The sequence below is a fragment of the Mycobacterium sp. SMC-14 genome (assembly GCF_046250075.1).
GTDB lineage: Bacteria > Actinomycetota > Actinomycetes > Mycobacteriales > Mycobacteriaceae > Mycobacterium.
In genome coordinates this window covers 1020989-1036940 of record NZ_CP176429.1, presented here as the reverse complement: position 1 = coordinate 1036940, position 15952 = coordinate 1020989, and the positions used below count along the sequence as shown (strand labels likewise).

At 68.4% G+C, this 15952-nt stretch carries 16 protein-coding genes; 6 read left to right on the top strand and 10 right to left on the bottom strand.

The genetic code is table 11. The annotated features are described in order from the left end of the window. Positions 1-26: 26 nt before the first annotated feature. From glpR to ACKY0W_RS04960, 4 genes are all read right to left on the bottom strand, one after another. A complete protein-coding gene (gene glpR / locus ACKY0W_RS04975) occupies positions 27-1151 on the bottom strand; it encodes a gephyrin-like molybdotransferase receptor GlpR (protein ID WP_409436639.1) in 1125 nt (374 codons plus the stop codon). A 147-nt stretch (positions 1152-1298) separates the two neighbouring features. Beyond that, positions 1299-1961 carry a GNAT family N-acetyltransferase gene (locus tag ACKY0W_RS04970; RefSeq protein ID WP_406756033.1) on the bottom strand — a complete coding sequence of 221 codons (663 nt, stop codon included), beginning with the start codon at positions 1959-1961 and terminating at the stop codon, positions 1299-1301. A gap of 10 nt (positions 1962-1971) precedes the next feature. After that, on the bottom strand, positions 1972-3249 hold the full coding sequence (gene glp / locus ACKY0W_RS04965) for a gephyrin-like molybdotransferase Glp (protein WP_409436638.1): 1278 nt from the start codon (positions 3247-3249) through the stop codon (positions 1972-1974). Between the two features lie 51 nt (positions 3250-3300). Further along, a complete protein-coding gene (locus ACKY0W_RS04960; RefSeq protein ID WP_409436637.1) occupies positions 3301-4212 on the bottom strand; it encodes a UTP--glucose-1-phosphate uridylyltransferase in 912 nt (303 codons plus the stop codon). Positions 4213-4288: 76 nt separating this feature from the next. Between ACKY0W_RS04960 and ACKY0W_RS04955 the strand changes: the two genes are divergently transcribed. The 3 genes from ACKY0W_RS04955 to ACKY0W_RS04945 all read left to right on the top strand — a co-directional run bounded on the left by ACKY0W_RS04955 (position 4289) and on the right by ACKY0W_RS04945 (position 6065). Further along, positions 4289-4885, top strand: coding sequence for a 5-formyltetrahydrofolate cyclo-ligase (locus ACKY0W_RS04955; RefSeq protein ID WP_409436636.1), 597 nt, complete (start codon positions 4289-4291; stop codon positions 4883-4885). Between the two features lie 94 nt (positions 4886-4979). Beyond that, complete coding sequence (locus ACKY0W_RS04950) at positions 4980-5348, top strand: FmdB family zinc ribbon protein (protein ID WP_409436635.1); 369 nt, start codon at positions 4980-4982, stop codon at positions 5346-5348. 66 nt (positions 5349-5414) lie between these two features. Then, a complete protein-coding gene (locus tag ACKY0W_RS04945) occupies positions 5415-6065 on the top strand; it encodes an SAF domain-containing protein (RefSeq protein WP_409436634.1) in 651 nt (216 codons plus the stop codon). Between the two features lie 6 nt (positions 6066-6071). On the opposite strand, the gene ACKY0W_RS04940 is transcribed toward ACKY0W_RS04945, so the two are convergent. The 6 genes from ACKY0W_RS04940 to rpmF all read right to left on the bottom strand — a co-directional run bounded on the left by ACKY0W_RS04940 (position 6072) and on the right by rpmF (position 11137). After that, positions 6072-6500, bottom strand: a complete 429-nt coding sequence (locus ACKY0W_RS04940) for an MscL family protein (protein ID WP_409436633.1) — start codon at positions 6498-6500, stop codon at positions 6072-6074. Between the two features lie 231 nt (positions 6501-6731). Then, positions 6732-7226: a molybdenum cofactor biosynthesis protein B gene (locus tag ACKY0W_RS04935; RefSeq protein ID WP_406781119.1), complete on the bottom strand. Its 495-nt coding sequence runs from the start codon at positions 7224-7226 to the stop codon at positions 6732-6734. A gap of 46 nt (positions 7227-7272) precedes the next feature. Beyond that, entirely contained in the window at positions 7273-8700 is a 1428-nt protein-coding gene (locus ACKY0W_RS04930; protein WP_409436632.1) for a S1C family serine protease, read from the bottom strand. Between the two features lie 55 nt (positions 8701-8755). Further along, on the bottom strand, positions 8756-10207 hold the full coding sequence (locus tag ACKY0W_RS04925; RefSeq protein ID WP_406781121.1) for an ATP-binding protein: 1452 nt from the start codon (positions 10205-10207) through the stop codon (positions 8756-8758). Beyond that, complete coding sequence (locus tag ACKY0W_RS04920; RefSeq protein ID WP_024442851.1) at positions 10207-10899, bottom strand: response regulator transcription factor; 693 nt, start codon at positions 10897-10899, stop codon at positions 10207-10209. The genes ACKY0W_RS04925 and ACKY0W_RS04920 overlap by 1 nt, the downstream gene beginning before the upstream one ends. Before the next feature lie 64 nt (positions 10900-10963). Further along, entirely contained in the window at positions 10964-11137 is a 174-nt protein-coding gene (gene rpmF, locus ACKY0W_RS04915) for a 50S ribosomal protein L32 (RefSeq protein WP_024442852.1), read from the bottom strand. 271 nt (positions 11138-11408) lie between these two features. Here rpmF and ACKY0W_RS04910 point away from each other — a divergent pair, with 271 nt between their 5' ends. Genes ACKY0W_RS04910 through ACKY0W_RS04900 form a run of 3 tightly spaced genes read left to right on the top strand, consistent with a single transcriptional unit; the run spans position 11409 to position 15923 of the window. After that, complete coding sequence (locus ACKY0W_RS04910) at positions 11409-13124, top strand: acyclic terpene utilization AtuA family protein (protein WP_409436631.1); 1716 nt, start codon at positions 11409-11411, stop codon at positions 13122-13124. Then, positions 13121-14269, top strand: a complete 1149-nt coding sequence (locus ACKY0W_RS04905) for an acyl-CoA dehydrogenase family protein (RefSeq protein WP_409436630.1) — start codon at positions 13121-13123, stop codon at positions 14267-14269. Before ACKY0W_RS04910 ends, ACKY0W_RS04905 begins: the two co-directional genes overlap by 4 nt. A gap of 58 nt (positions 14270-14327) precedes the next feature. After that, a complete protein-coding gene (locus tag ACKY0W_RS04900; protein WP_409436629.1) occupies positions 14328-15923 on the top strand; it encodes an acyl-CoA carboxylase subunit beta in 1596 nt (531 codons plus the stop codon). Positions 15924-15952 lie beyond the last annotated feature (29 nt).

Here is a 15952-nt window from a genome sequence, read left to right as displayed (position 1 = left end):
CCTAGCGGGTGCACTGAAACCGAGACCTATTGACCGGAGGCGCGCGCCAGGTCGCCGCGCCAGTTGTACCGGCCGGAGCTCGACGTGTACTCCAGGTGCTCGAACACCGGGTCCTCGTCGTCGATCTCCAGCACCGCCACGCCCGGACGGCGCAGCCGCGACGGCACCACCTCGAACGCGTCGCTGTGGACACTCTCGCGCTGCATACGCGGCCGCTCGGAACGCCGTGCCCGGCGGGCCCGCACCTGCTGCTCGATCCGGGTCTGGCGCCGCAGGTAGGCAAGATAGAGCACCGTCGCGCCGGCCGCGCCACCACAGATCCACCACGCACTGGGTGCCACGGTGAAGGCGGTGAGCGCCGAGAGCACCAGGATGACCGCCAGCGACATCAACACCCGCTTGCGGAACTCGTACTTGCGCGCACTGACAGCCGCCGCGGTGTCGATACGAGGCCGCCGCCCACGGGCCGACAGACCGGACCCGCGCGCGGAGGACTCCGCCTCGGGCTCGAGCCCGGAGCTGTCCTCGACGTACTCGTACTCGTAACCGTCGGATTCGGCTTCGGCGGCCGGCTCCTCATAGGTGTCCTCGTCGGCCTCGGCTTCGACCTTGGCCGCCAAGGCCTCGGCCGCCATGGCGGCCTCCTCCGCAGCGCGAGCTTCCGCCTCGGCGGCGGCCTGAGCTTCGGCCTGGGCACGCGCCTCGGCTTCGACCTCGGCGGCCAGCCCCGCTTCCGACAGCGGGAGCACGTCGGAGTCATCGGCGACGACATCGACGTCCAAGTAGTCGAGCTCGGTCTGCTCACCGACCTGCTTTTCCGCGGTGGCGACGAAAACGGCCGCCGCGGCGACGAACACCCGCGAGCCGTCCTGGGCGGGCTCGCCCTCGACCTCGTCGACATCATCGATGTCGGCGTCCTCGTCGATGTCGTCGGCGCTGTGCTGCCAGTCGGGGTCGCTGCGGTGGCCGGTGGCCGGGCCGCCGCGCTTGAGCAGCCGGGCGCTGGAGCCACTGGTCAATACCCTGGTCGCCAAGGCGACGTCACTGGTACGACGCACCGCGTCGCGCTTGCTGACCAGCATCGGCACCAGTACGAACAGCCAGAGAACGACCAGTGAGATCCAGAGCAATGATTGCGGGATGCTGGGCATGGTTGGCCTGCTCCTTTCCGAGCCAAGGCTAGGTGTGGGACCCACACGACCTCGGACGACGCGCCGAACCAATTACACAGTTGTAATTTACTCGCTGACCTCGTTAGTCACAACTACCACACGGGTAACATCTCGCCCGAAATTGCGTCAGACCCGGGCGGCGCGGCCGGAACGGATCAGCGCCGCGGTCACCGAGCCGGCGACCTCCTCGGCCGTCATCGCGACCAGCAGGTGGTCGCGCCACGCCCCGTCGACGTCCAGGTAGCGCTGCAACAGTCCTTCCTGGCGGAAGCCGGCCTTCGCCAACACCGCTCGGCTGGCCGCGTTCTCCGGCCGGACGGTGGCTTCCACTCGGTGTAGCCGTACCGGCCCGAAGCAGTGGTCCAGCCCGAGCGCCACCGCCCCGGTCGCCACTCCCCCGCCGGCCACCGCACTGGACACCCAATAGCCGATCCAGGCCGAGCGCAGCGCCCCGTGAGCGATGTTGCCCACCGTCAGCTGGCCGCAGAACCGGCCGTCGAGTTCGATCACATACGGCAGCATCCGCCCGTAGCGGGCCTCGGTGCGCAGGCTCGAACACAACGGCGGCCAGGACGCGCTGCCGTGCCGGGTCACCCAGTCCACCTCCACGCTGGGTTCCCACTGCTCCAGGTAGGCACGGTCGGCCAACCGGATCCGGCTCCATGCCACGCCGTCACGCATACGCACCGGCCGCAGCCGGATCACCCCCGCCGGCACCCGCAGGGGCCCGAGCACACTCGGCCAGCCGGGGTGCTCAACGGCCTTGAACGGCCACAGATTGACCAACATGGACTCGGGTTCAACCCCGCTGAGCCAGGAAGGCGACGTCCACCAACTCGCCGGCGGCGACCTGGTCGACCTCCTCGGGAACCACCACCAGACAGTTCGCCTCGGCCAACGTGGCGAGCAGGTGCGACGACGTGCCGCCGGAAACGCCGAGCACCTGCACCAGGTATTCGCCGGTGTCCTCGTCACGCATCAGCTGGCCGCGCAAGAATCCCTTGCGCCCGGGCATCGAAGCGATCGGACCGAGGGTGCGGGCCTGCACCATCCGGCGCATCGGCTCGCGTTTGCCCAGCGACAGCCGGATCAGCGGGCGGATCATCACCTCGAACACCACCAGTGCGCTCACCGGATTGGTGGGCAACAGGAACGTCGGCACCCCTTCCGGGCCGAGCTGGCCGAAGCCCTGCACCGACCCGGGGTGCATCGCGATCCGGGCGACTTCCATGTCGCCGAGGTCGGCCAGTACCGCGCGCACCTCATCGGCCGCGGCGCCCCCGACTCCACCGGCGATCACCACCACTTCGGCGCGATTGAGTTGTCCCTCGACCGTCTCGCGCAGTTTCTTGGGGTCATTGCTGACGATGCCGACCCGGTTCACCTCCGCGCCCGCGTCACGACCGGCCGCGGCCAGCGCGTAGGAGTCGACGTCGTAGACCTGCCCGTTGCCGGGGGTGCGATTGACGTCGACCAGTTCGCCACCCACCGCCATCACCGACAGTCGGGGCCGCGGGTGGACCAGCACACGGTCGCGGCCCACGGCGGCCAGCAGCCCCACCTGGGCCGCGCCGACCACCGTGCCGGCACGCACCGCGACGTCACCGGGCTGCACGTCGTCACCGACCCGGCGCACATAGTCGCCCGGGCGCACGCCGCGCAGCACCCGGACCCGGGAGTTCCCGCCGTCCGTCCAGCGCAGCGGAAGGACCGCATCGGCCAGGGTGGGCATCGGCGCCCCGGTCTGGATCCGGGTGGCCAGCTTGGGTTGCAGCCGGGTCGGGGTGCGCGCACCGGCTTCGATGACACCCAACACCGGCAGGGTGACCACGGTGTTGGAGGCATCATCGCGCCCGGCCCCATCGGAGCTGTCGCCGATCGCGTCGGCACCCAGCACATCGACGCTGCGCACCGCGTAACCGTCGATGGCGGCCTGGTCGAATGCGGGCATCGGCCGCTCGGCGACCACCTCTTCGGCGCACATCAAGCCCTGCGCCTCGGCGATCGCTACCCGGACCGGGCGGGGCGCCACCGCGGCAGCCGAAACCCGGGCCTGCTGCTCCTCAACCGAACGCACGGTGCGCCTTTCTCCGTTGCTGCATCGGTCCGATTCTCCGCAGACGTCAGCTCAGTTCTCCGCCAAGCCCAGCCGCGCCACCAACCACCGACGCAGATCCGGACCGTAGTCGTCGCGGTCCAAGGCAAAGTCAACCGCAGCTTTGAGGTAGCCGCCCGGATTTCCCAGGTCGTGTCGCGACCCCCGGTGCACGACGACGTGCACGGGATGGCCCTCGGCGATCATCAGCGCGATGGCATCGGTGAGCTGCACCTCGCCGCCGGCCCCGCGATCGATGCGCCGCAACGCGTCGAACACGGCCCGGTCCAGCACATAGCGGCCCGCCGCGGCATACATCGACGGTGCGTCCTGCGCCTTGGGCTTCTCGACCATCCCCTTGACCCGCATCACGTCCGGGTTGTCACTGTCGGGCAGCGACTCGACGTCGAAGACGCCGTAGGCGCTGACCTCGTCGGGACTGACCTCGATCGCGCACAACACGGTGCCGCCCCGGCGAGCACGCACCTTCGACATGGTCTCCAGCACACCGGTGGGCAGCACCAGGTCGTCGGGAAGCAACACCGCGACGGCATCTTCGTCGGGGGACAACGTGGGCTCGACGCAGCTGATGGCATGCCCCAGGCCCAACGGCTCGGCCTGCACCACCGACTCGACCTTGATCAACTGCGGGGCCCGGCGCACCTTGGCCAGCATGGCCTTCTTACCGCGAGCCTCCAGCGTGCCTTCCAGCACCAGGTCTTCGACGAAGTGCGCGACCACGCCGTCCTTGCCCTCGGAGGTGATGATCACCAACCGCTCGGCACCGGCCTCGGCCGCCTCGGCTGCGACCAGCTCGATTCCGGGGGTGTCGACGACCGGCAACAGCTCTTTGGGCACTGTCTTGGTCGCGGGCAGAAAGCGGGTGCCCAAACCTGCCGCGGGCACAATGGCGGTGCGCGGAATCGGGACCTTCGGCGTGGGCATTGCTCACACGATAACCGCAATCCACTTGATCTCTTCGGCTGGCGGTAGGCGAGCCGTTGCTGACAGTCTGGTTGCCGTGACCGACGACGCGGTGGTGGCCGCCAAGTCCGCGTTGCGGGCGCGACTGCTCGCCGACCGACGCGCGGTACCCCCCGACGTGCACGCCGCCGAGGCCGCGGCGTTGGCCGAGCACCTGCAACAACTGGCGGGCCGGGCCACCACGGTCTGCGCCTATGTCCCGGTCGGCAGCGAGCCGGGCTCGATCGAGATGCTGGCTCGCCTGACCCGTCGCGGCGTGCGGGTGCTGTTGCCGGTGGTGCGCACCGACGACGCCGGGACCCCGCTGGCGCTGCTATGGGGCGAGTACCGGCCGGATTCCCTGGTCACCGCCCGGTTCGGCCTGCTCGAACCACCGCAACCGTGGCTGGCCGCCGAAGCGCTGGCCGAGGCGGACCTGATCGTGGTGCCGGCAGTGGCCGTCGACCGCCGGGGGGCGCGACTGGGCCGCGGCGCCGGCTTCTACGACCGCTCGCTGCAGTGGCGCAGACCGCAGATTCCGCTGGTCGCAGTGGTCCGCGACGCCGAGCTTCTCGACAAGCTGCCTGCCGAGGCCCATGACGTGCCGATGACCCATGCCCTGACACCCGGACTCGGCCTGGTGGCGCTGGGCTGAGCCACAGGGGCCTGGAATGAGGAAGGCCACATAGTGGTTCTAGCACTTAGCACGGTAGAGTGCTAAGCCGATTGTTCGATTCACGGAGGTTCACGTGCCCACCTACAGCTATGCCTGCACCGAGTGCAGCAACCGCTTCGACGTGGTCCAGGCCTTCACCGACGATGCACTGACCAACTGCGAGGAATGCAACGGCCGGCTGCGCAAGATCTTCGGCAAGGTCGGCGTGGTCTTCAAGGGCAGTGGCTTCTACCGCAACGACAGCCGGGAAGCGGGCAAGTCGGGGAAGTCAACGTCCAACGGTTCCAGCAACGGCAGTAGCTCCGCCAGCTCCACGAGCTCCAGTGACTCCGGCAGCGGTTCGAGCGACAGCGGCACCAAATCGGCCGACAGCGGCGCCAAGTCCAGCGACAGCGCCAAGGCGAGCACCACCTCGTCGGCACCGGCGACAACCGCCAGCTAGTCCGTTATCCACAGTCCGGCGCTTGAGCCGACGACGCCCGGTGAACCTACCGGTTAGCGTGCGGCCATGGGCGAGTCGCTCAATCCCACACTGATCAGCCGAATATCGCTGGCCCTGCGCCCGGACTGGACCCGCACCGTGCGCGCCCGTCGAGTGACCGCAGCCGCACTTGTCGTGCTGGCCGGCGTCGCGACGATCCGCTCCAACCCGCAGGGCGACCGGCTCGATGTGGTGGTGGCAAACCACGATATCGCGCCCGGCACTGCCCTGACCATCAACGATGTTTCCCTTGAAAGCCGTTCGGCCCAAACAGTTCCCGACGGCGCCGTCACCGATACGGCGGCGGTGGTGCAGTCCACGCTGACGGGTCCTGCCCGCCGCGGCGAGATACTCACCGATGTGCGTCTGTTGGGTCGCCGGCTCACCGAGGCCGCTGCCGGAACCGACGCGCGCATCGTGGGAGTGCACCCGGCCGACGCCGCCCTGATCGATCTGGTGCGCCCAGGCGATGTCGTCGACGTCGTGACGGCCGCCCCCGAGGATGCCGCCGGCCCTCCGGGCGCCGCCCGGGTGCTGGCCAGTGGCGGGATCGTGGTGCTGGTGTCCGACAAGCACAACCACGACGACCGCGTGGTACTGGTGGCGTTGCCGGCCACCGCCGCGGTAGCGGTGGCCGGCGCCACGCTGGGTCAGGCCGTCACGCTCACCCTGCGCTGACCGCCGCTAAGCGGCGGCGGGCTGCACGCTGGCGCAGAACTTACACCTGTTCGCGTCGGCGGCGATTTCGGACTTGCACTCGGGGCAGGTCTTGGTCGGTGCCGGGTCGCCGAATACGGTGTTCCCGCGGCGCTTCTGGATGTGCTTGTAGGGCAACACGATCAGGAAGTAGATCGTGGCCATGAACACGACGAAGTAGATGATGGCCGAGATGAAGGCGCCGAGGTCGATGAACGTCGCTTCGTTGCCCTCCGCACCCAATTGGTAGCCCAGCCCCAGCCCTGCGGTATCGGGCTGGGCGGCCGAGATCAGCGGGTTGATCACGCTGTCGGTGAAGGCCTTGACCAGGTTGGAAAACGCCAGCGCCACGACCAGACCGATGGCCACGGTGATGACGTCATCGCGCATCAGGAAATTCTTGAACCCCTTGAGCACCGCAATTCCCCTTCCGTACGGATGCACTGCGAAGCGGCGCCACGCCGCCTACGGCGAACCGTAGTAGCCGTCGCGGAGTCCGTACGGGGGATTTCGAGAAGTCGAACCTCAACCGTGATGCGGCGGGATGTTGTCCCGTAACCAGCGCTCGCGTTCCTCGGCTTCCCGGGCGTCGTCCGGGTCGCGTTCGTCCGACGACGACTGATGCTCTTCGAGTCCGGGCATGGCCGCCTAGATCTCCAGGCTGGACAGTTGGCCGATAATCGCCGCGGCCAGCGGGTTCAGTGTCGCCATCCCGTCGCGCACCGCCGCCCGGGACCCGGCCAGGTTGACCACCAGGGTGCTGCCCGAGACCCCGGCCAGACCACGCGAGAGCCCGGCGTCGGCGATCCCGGCGGACAGCCCGGAAGCGCGCAGCGCCTCGGCGATGCCGAGGATCTCGCGGTCCAGGAGCTCGCGGGTGGCCTCGGGTGTGACGTCGCGCGGGGTGACCCCGGTACCGCCCACCGAAACAACCAGGTCGACGCCGCCGATCACCGCCGTATTCAGCGCGTTGCGGATCTCGACCTCGTCGGCGGAGACGGCGACCACACCGTCGACCATGAATCCGCCCTCGGCCAACAATTCGGTGACCAACGGGCCACTGTGGTCCTCATCGCCGTGGGCGGTGCGGTCGTCAACAACGACGACGAGTGCGCGGCCGGCGAGTTCTCGGGACTGCTCCATGGGTGCAACCGTATATCCGGATTCCGACACCGCAGTCACCAACCCGTCACTGCTGCGCTTTACCCAGCGTGACCTGCGCGGTCTTGGATGCTCCGCCGGCATCCAAGTAGGTCAGCGTCACCTGGTCGCCGGGCGCCTTGGAGCGCACCGCGGCCACTAGCGCGTCGGCGCTGCCGATGGGGCGCTTGTCGAACGCCGTCACCGTCGCGCCCTCGGGCAGGCCGGCCTTCGCGGCCGCCTCACCGGGCACCACTTCGACCACCTTGGCGCCGTGCAGGCTGCGCTCGCTGGTGACGCGCACCCCCAGCGAGGCATGCGACGCCGTGTGGTCCGGCGAGTTGATGAGTTCATCGGCGATCCGTTTGGCCTGGTCCACCGGTATCGCGAAGCCGAGGCCGATCGAGCCGCTCTGCGCTTCGGCGGAATCGCCGCCCATGGTGGCGATCGCGGAGTTGATCCCGACCAGGTCGCCGTTCATGTTGACCAATGCACCGCCCGAGTTACCGGGGTTGATGGCGGCATCGGTCTGGATCGCATCGAGCACGGTGTTCTGGTTACCCGCCTCACCGCTGGTGGACACCGGCCGGTTGAGTGCGCTGACGATCCCGGTGGTCACCGTGCCCTCCAGGCCGAGCGGCGACCCGACCGCCACCACGTTCTGGCCCACCCGCAGGTCTGCAGACGAGCCGATCGTGATCGGGGTCAGATCCGACACGCCCTGGACGCGCACCACGGCGATATCGCTGGCCGGGTCCGTCCCCACCACGGTGAACGGTGCGGTGCGGCCATCGGCGAAGGTGACCGTGGTCCTCGGCGCCCCCTTGGGCGCTCCGTCGGGCTTGCTGCCCGGGTCTAGCTTGGTGCTCGGGTCGGGCTTGGCGGCAGCGGCGGCCACCACATGGTTGTTGGTCAGGATCAGGCCGTCGGCCGACAGGATGATGCCCGAGCCCTCTTCGGACTGGCGGCCCAGATCGGTCTCCAGCATGACGACGCTGGGCACCACTTTCGCCGCAACCTTCTCCACTGAGCCGTCCGGCAGATTCACCGCGGCCGGCACACCCGGCGCCTGGATGCTCGGCGAGTGGCTTCCGGTGGCGACCGGCTTGTGATCGGAGTGCAGCGCCGAGCCGACCACGCCGCCCATCACACCGGACATCGCCGCGATCGCCACCGCCCCCAGCACCAAACCTCCGGTGCGAGAACGCTTCGGCGGTGTCCCCCCGGGACCGCCCGGGCCGACCGGAATCCCGGGGCGGCCGTAGGAGGCGTCATAGGCGGAGCGGTACGCGGACTGCTGGTGCTGCTGCTGGCCCTGCTGAGGGGCGTAACGCCAGTCGTAGGGCGGCGGGTACGAACCCTGCGCGGCCCGGCCCGGATAACCGGACTGTCCGCGTTGGTCCGCCGGCTGCCCACCGGTCGGGTTGGCCCGTTCCGGTTGCTGAGGCGGCGGAAGGTACCCGGGGTAATTCGTCATGTTTGCTGCCTACTCCTAGGGACACGACTGCGGCGACGTTGCCTCACCACCATGCCTACGTGGACTGAGAAGCGCCTGTGACTGCTCCGGCCGGTATTTGCTCGGCCGACGTGGCCCCGCCGGGCAACACCATTCGGAACGAAGTCCCAGGCGGCGTCCCCCCGGGCATGGTCTCTCCGATGGTGATCTTTCCACCGTGTTTGAGCACCACCTGTTTGACGATCGCCAGCCCCAGCCCGGATCCGGGCATCGCGCGCGCCGAGTCCGATCGGTAGAAACGTTCGAACACCAATTCCCGTTGGCTCTCCGGGATTCCGGGCCCCTCGTCGGACACGACCATCTCCACGTGCGTGGGGTCGAGCTGCCGCATTCGCAGACCCACGACGCCGCCCGCGGGGCTCCACTTGGCGGCATTGTCGAGCAGGTTGAGCACCGCGCGCGACAGCCCCGCGGCATCGCCGTATACGTGCCACGGCACCACCTGGATGTCGAACTCGATGTCGTTGCGGCGCCGCCGGACCCGCTCCATACTGCGGTCGACGACCTCGGTGATGTCGACCTGCTCGTAAGCAACCTCGCGTTGATCGTCGCGGGTGAGGTCCACCAAATCGCCCACCAGCGTGGATAATTCCTCGATCTGGCCGATTGCGTCAGCACGCAATTCGGCCATCTCCTCCTCCGGCAGCTGGGGGGCACCCGGCGCCGCCGACGCCATCAACAGCTCGACGTTGGTACGCAGCGACGTCAACGGGGTCTTCAGCTCATGCCCGGCGTCGGCGACCAGTCGTGCCTGCCGCTCCCGCGACTCGGCCAAGGCCCGCAACATGGCGTTGAACGCCTCGGTAAGTCGGGCCAACTCGTCACTGCCGTAGACCGGGATCGGTCTCAGGTCATCGGTGCGCGCCACGCGTTCGGCCGCCTCGGTCAGGCGGCCCACCGGTCTCAGCCCGGTTCTGGTGACCATGCCGCCGGCCACCGCGGCCACCACGACACCCACCCCGCCGACGACCAGCAGCACCCACCGCAGCTTCATCGTCACCGCCCGGGTAGGCGCCAGGCTCTTGGAGATCAACAGCGTGCTGCCATTGGGCAGGTGCACGGCCAGGACCCGCTGGCCGGACGCGGTGCGGCGCGACAGGAACAGCTCGCCGCGGATGACGGCCTTCTCCTGCTGTCCGACCGGCAACCGCTGACCGGGCTGGTTGGCGGTGTAGATCGACCGGCCCGGGTTGACCAGCATGGCGTTGACGTCGGAGTAGGCGGTGCCCTCGATCGCTTTGCGCGGATCGGCGGCCAGCGAGCCGCTGGCGATCAGCATCTCGGCACGGCTCTGCAGCTGATTATCGATGTCGTTGTAGAGCGCCGCCGAGATCACGGCGTAGACGGCCACCGCCATCAACACCACCACCAATGCCACCATCGACATCGCCAGTAGCATCACCCGCCAGCGCAGTGACAGGGATGTCTTCTTCGCCTCTTCACCCTGTCGGCGGCGGAACGATTGCATCAGGGAGGAGTCTCGCGCAGCACGTAACCCACCCCGCGAACGGTGTAGATCAGCCGCGGCTCACCTTCGGCTTCAGTCTTGCGACGCAGGTACCCGATGTAGACCTCCAGCGCGTTGCCCGAGGTGGGGAAGTCGAAGCCCCACACCTCCTCGAGGATCCGGCTGCGGGTCAGCACCCGACGCGGGTTGGCGATCAGCATCTCCAACAGGGCGAACTCGGTGCGGGTCAGGCTGATCTGGCGGTCACCCCGGGTGACCTCGCGGGTCACCGGGTCCAACGTCAGGTCTTCGAACGACATCGCCACCGATTCGGACAGGTCCTCGGCGGTGGTGCGGCGCAGCAATGCCCGCATCCGCGCCAGCAGCTCCTCCAGTGCGAACGGCTTGGGCAGGTAGTCGTCGGCGCCGGCATCGAGGCCGGCGACCCGCTCGGACACCGAGTCGCGGGCCGTCAGGACCAAGATCGGCAGGTCGTCACCGGTGCTACGCAGCTGACGACAGACTTCCAGTCCGTCCAGCCGCGGCATCATGACGTCCAGGATCATCGCGTCCGGACGGTCGCTGGTGATTGCCTCGAGCGCCTCGACGCCGTCGGTGGCCAGCGAGACCGAGTAACCATTGAACGACAAAGACCTGCGCAACGACTCGCGCACAGCGCGATCGTCATCAACAACCAGTACCCGGGTAGCCATGGGTGCTATCCAATCATCCGAAAGGCGATCTGGAGGGTCAGGAGCAGGTCGTGTCGGAGCCTAATTAGCGACGATCGAGGTCGATAAGGCCCAGGCGTGCAGCTTTGAGGAGGCGACGCGGCACCTTGTGCGCGCGGCCGGCGACCGTCACGTTGACCAGGCCGGTTGCCTCAGCCTTCCACTGCGCGCGGCGACTACGAGTGTTCGCACGCGACATCCTGCGTTTCGGCACGGCCATGGTCGAGCCTCTCCTGTTGTTGGCATAGTGCCGCTTCGATACCAGCGGCGGGACTATCCGAAAGGATAGCCGGTGACCAGCGTCGGCTCCAAAATAGCGAATACGGCGGTTCAGCGAGGCTCGACGAAGGAGAGGCGAAACTGGGACCGACGCATAGGCCCGGCGGTTCAGCGAGGCTCGACGAAGGAGAGGCGAAGCTGGGACCGACGCCTTGACGCGGCACCGGCGGTACCGGCTAACCTACCGGTTGGTTGAGGGATGGGATTTGGGGATGACAGCAGCCGTTCGGATCGGTAACTGCTCGGGGTTCTACGGCGACCGCCACGCCGCAATGCACGAGATGCTCACCGGCGGCGAGCTGGACTACCTCACCGGCGACTACCTGGCCGAACTGACCATGCTGATCCTGGGTCGCGACCGGATGAAGCACCCGGAACGCGGTTACGCCAAGACCTTCCTGACCCAGCTCGAACAGTGCCTCGGACTGGCCCTCGACCAGGGCGTTCGCATCGTGGCCAACGCCGGCGGGCTCAATCCGGCCGGCCTGGCCGACGCCGTGCGCGAGCTGGCGCAGCGCCTGGGCGTTCCGGCCCGCGTCGCCCACGTCGAAGGCGATGACCTGCTCCCCCGTGCCGCCGAGCTCGGATTGGGCACTCCGCTGACGGCGAACGCCTACCTGGGCGCCTGGGGCATCGCCGAGTGCCTGGCCGGCGGCGCCGACGTGGTGATCACCGGCCGCGTCACCGATGCATCGGTGATCGTCGGACCCGCCGCCGCTCATTTCGGCTGGAGCCGCACGGACTACGACCAGCTCGCGGGGGCCGTGGTCGCGGGCCACGTCATCGAGTGCGGAATCCAGGCCAGCGGCGGCAATTACTCCTTCTTTACCGAGATTCCCACCGAGAAGTTGCTGCACCCCGGGTTCCCGCTCGCCGAGATCCACGCCGACGGGTCGTCGGTGATCACCAAACATGCCGGCACCGGCGGGCTGGTCAGCGTGGACACCGTGACCGCGCAACTGCTCTACGAGGTGACCGGCGCGCGCTACGCCAACCCCGACGTCACCGCGCGGATGGACAGCATCGAGCTGGCCGCCGACGGGCCGGACCGGGTGCGGATCTCGGGCGTGACCGGGGAGGCGCCGCCACCGACCTACAAGGTCTCGTTGAACAGCATCGGCGGGTTCCGCAACTCCACCACCTTTGTGCTGACCGGCCTGGACATCGAGGCCAAGGCCACGCTGCTGCGCACGCAGCTCGAGGCGGCACTGACCGTCCGGCCGGCCGAGCTGGACTGGACGTTGTCGCGCACCGACCACCCCGACGCCGACACCGAGGAAACCGCCAGCGCCCTACTGCACTGTGTGGTGCGCGACCCGGACCCGGCCAACGTGGGCCGCAAGTTCTCCGCGGCCGGCATCGAACTCGCACTGGCCAGCTACCCCGGGTTCTGTGTCACCGCCCCACCCGGCGACGGCCAGGTCTACGGGGTCTTCACCCCCGGCTATGTCGATGCCACCCGGGTGCCGCACGTCGCCGTGCACGCCGACGGCACCCGGGTGGACATTCCCTCCGCCACCCAAACCCTGGAACTCGCTGCGGCCGCCGACCCGGAACTGCCCGAGGCGCTGTCGGCCGGCCCAAGCCGCCGCGCGCCACTGGGGACGATCGCCGGCGCCCGCAGCGGCGACAAGGGCGGCTCGGCCAACGTCGGAGTCTGGGTGCGCACCGACGAGCAGTGGCGCTGGCTGGCCCACACGTTGACCGTGGACAAGCTGCGCGAACTGCTGCCCGAAACCGCCGAGTTGCCGGTCACCCGTCACCTGCTGCCGAAATTGCGCGCGGTGAACTTCGTCATCGAGGGCATCCTCGGGCAGGGCGTCGCCTACCAGGCCCGATTCGACCCGCAGGCCAAGGGGCTGGGCGAATGGCTGCGAAGTCGTCACCTCGAGATACCCGAGCAGCTGCTGTCAGAAGGGGAACTGTGAGTATCTGGACCACCGCCGAGCGCCAGGAGCTGCGCAAGACCGTGCGCGGCTTCGTCGAGCGCGAGATCCTGCCGCACGTCGACGAGTGGGAACGCTCCGGCGAGCTGCCGCGCGAACTGCACCGCAAGGCCGCCGAGGTCGGCCTGTTGGGTGCGGGCTTCCCCGAGGAGGTCGGCGGCAGTGGCGGCGACGGCGCCGACGCGGTGATCGTCTGCGAGGAGATGCACCAGGCCGGAGCGCCGGGCGGGGTGTTCGCCTCCCTGTTCACCTGCGGTATCGCGGTGCCGCACATGATCGCCTCGGGCGATGCGCGGCTGATCGAGGAGTTCGTCCGCCCCACGCTGGCCGGCGAGAAGATCGGTTCGCTGGCCATCACCGAGCCCGGCGGCGGCTCCGATGTCGGACACCTGCGCACCACAGCGCGCCTCGACGGCGACCACTACGTGGTCAACGGCTCCAAAACCTTCATCACCTCCGCGGTGCGCGGCGACTACGTCGTCACCGCGGTGCGCACCGGCGGGCCGGGAGCGGCCGGGGTGTCGCTGCTGGTGGTCGAGAAGGGCACGCCGGGGTTTGAGGTGAGTCGCAAGCTGGAGAAGATGGGCTGGCGATCCTCCGATACCGCCGAGCTGTCGTACGTCGACGCCCGGGTGCCGGTAGCCAACCTGGTCGGCGTCGAGAACACCGGCTTCGCCCAGATCGCCTCGGCGTTCGTCTCCGAGCGGGTCGGGCTGGCAGCGCAGGCGTATTCCAGCGCGCAGCGCTGCCTGGACCTGACCCTGACCTGGTGCCGGGACCGGGAGACGTTCGGCCGGCCACTGATCTCGCGGCAGGCCGTGCAGAACACGCTGGCCGAGATGGCCCGCCGCATCGATGTGGCCCGGGTCTACACCCGCCACGTCGTCGAGCGGCAGCTGGCCGGGGAGGCCTTCCTCATCCCGGAGGTGTGTTTCGCCAAGAACACCGCGGTGGAGGCCGGTGAATGGGTGGCCAACCAGGCGGTGCAGCTGTTCGGCGGCATGGGTTATATGGCCGAGTCCGAGGTGGAGCGCCAGTATCGGGACATGCGCATCATCGGCATCGGCGGTGGAACCACCGAGATCCTGACCTCACTGGCCGCCAAGACCCTGGGATACCAATCATGATTACTCCCCCTCCTCCGCATCGCTCCGCAGGCTCCGCTCTGAATCGTCGGGGGTGGCTATGACCACCCTCAAGTCCACCCTGGACCCCAACTCCCCCGCCTACACCGAGGCGGCGGAGGCGCTGAACGACAAACTCGCCGAGATCGACGCCGAGCACGCCAAAGCACTCGCCGGCGGCGGACCCAAGTACGTCGAGCGCCACCATTCCCGCGGCAAGCTCACCGCCCGGGAACGCATCGAGGCGCTGATCGACCCCGACTCACCGTTCCTGGAGCTGTGCCCCTTGGCTGCCTGGGGCAGCGCCTTCCAGGTCGGGGCCAGCCTGGTCACCGGGATCGGCGCGGTCGAGGGCGTGGAGTGCATGATCGTCGCCAACGACCCGACGGTGAAGGGCGGCACGTCCAACCCGTGGACGCTGCGCAAGATCCTGCGGGCCAACAAGATCGCCCTGGAGAACCGGCTTCCGGTGATCTCCCTGGTGGAATCGGGCGGAGCGGACCTGCCCACCCAGAAGGAAGTCTTCATTCCGGGCGGCCAAATGTTCCGCGATCTGACTCGGTTGTCGGCCGCCGGCATCCCGACCATCGCGCTGGTTTTCGGCAACTCCACCGCAGGCGGGGCCTATGTGCCGGGCATGTCCGATCACGTGGTGATGATCAAGGAACGTTCCAAGGTTTTCCTGGCCGGGCCACCGCTGGTGAAGATGGCCACCGGCGAGGAGTCCGACGACGAGTCGCTCGGCGGCGCCGAGATGCACTCGCGCACTTCGGGGTTGGGCGATTACCTCGCCAACGACGAGCTTGACGCGGTGCGGATCGGTCGACGGATCGTGGCCCGGCTGAACTGGGTCAAGCAGGGCCCGAAGCCCAAGGCGGTGACCGAGCCGCTGTTCGACTCCGACGAGCTGATCGGCATCGTGCCCGCGGACCTGCGCGTCCCGTTCGACCCGCGAGAGGTGATCGCCCGGATCGTCGACGGCTCCGACTTCGATGAGTTCAAGCCGCTCTACGGGTCATCCTTGGTGACGGGTTGGGCACGGCTACACGGATATCCGATCGGCATCCTGGCCAATGCGCGGGGCGTGCTGTTCAGCGAGGAATCCCAGAAAGCCACCCAGTTCATCCAGTTGGCCAACCGCTCCAACACCCCACTGTTGTTCCTGCACAACACCACCGGCTACATGGTGGGCAAGGACTACGAAGAGGGCGGGATGATCAAGCACGGCTCGATGATGATCAACGCCGTGTCCAATTCGACGGTGCCGCACATCTCGCTGCTGCTCGGCGCCTCCTACGGTGCCGGGCACTATGGCATGTGTGGGCGGGCCTATGACCCCCGCTTTCTGTTCGCCTGGCCGTCCGCCAAATCCTCGGTGATGGGCGGAGCGCAGCTGGCCGGCGTGCTGTCGATCGTGAACCGGGCGGCCACCGAGGCCCGCGGGCAGCAGGTCGACGAGGCGGCCGATGCCGCCATGCGCGCCATGGTCGAAGGGCAGATCGAAGCGGAGTCGCTGCCGCTCGTCCTGTCGGGGATGCTCTACGACGACGGGGTGATCGACCCCCGCGATACCCGCACCGTATTGGGAATGTGTTTGTCCGCCATTGCCAGTGGCCCGATCGAGGGGACGTCGAACTTCGGCGTCTTCCGGATGTGAGCGCGATGAGCGCTTGCGCGAAGAGCAGA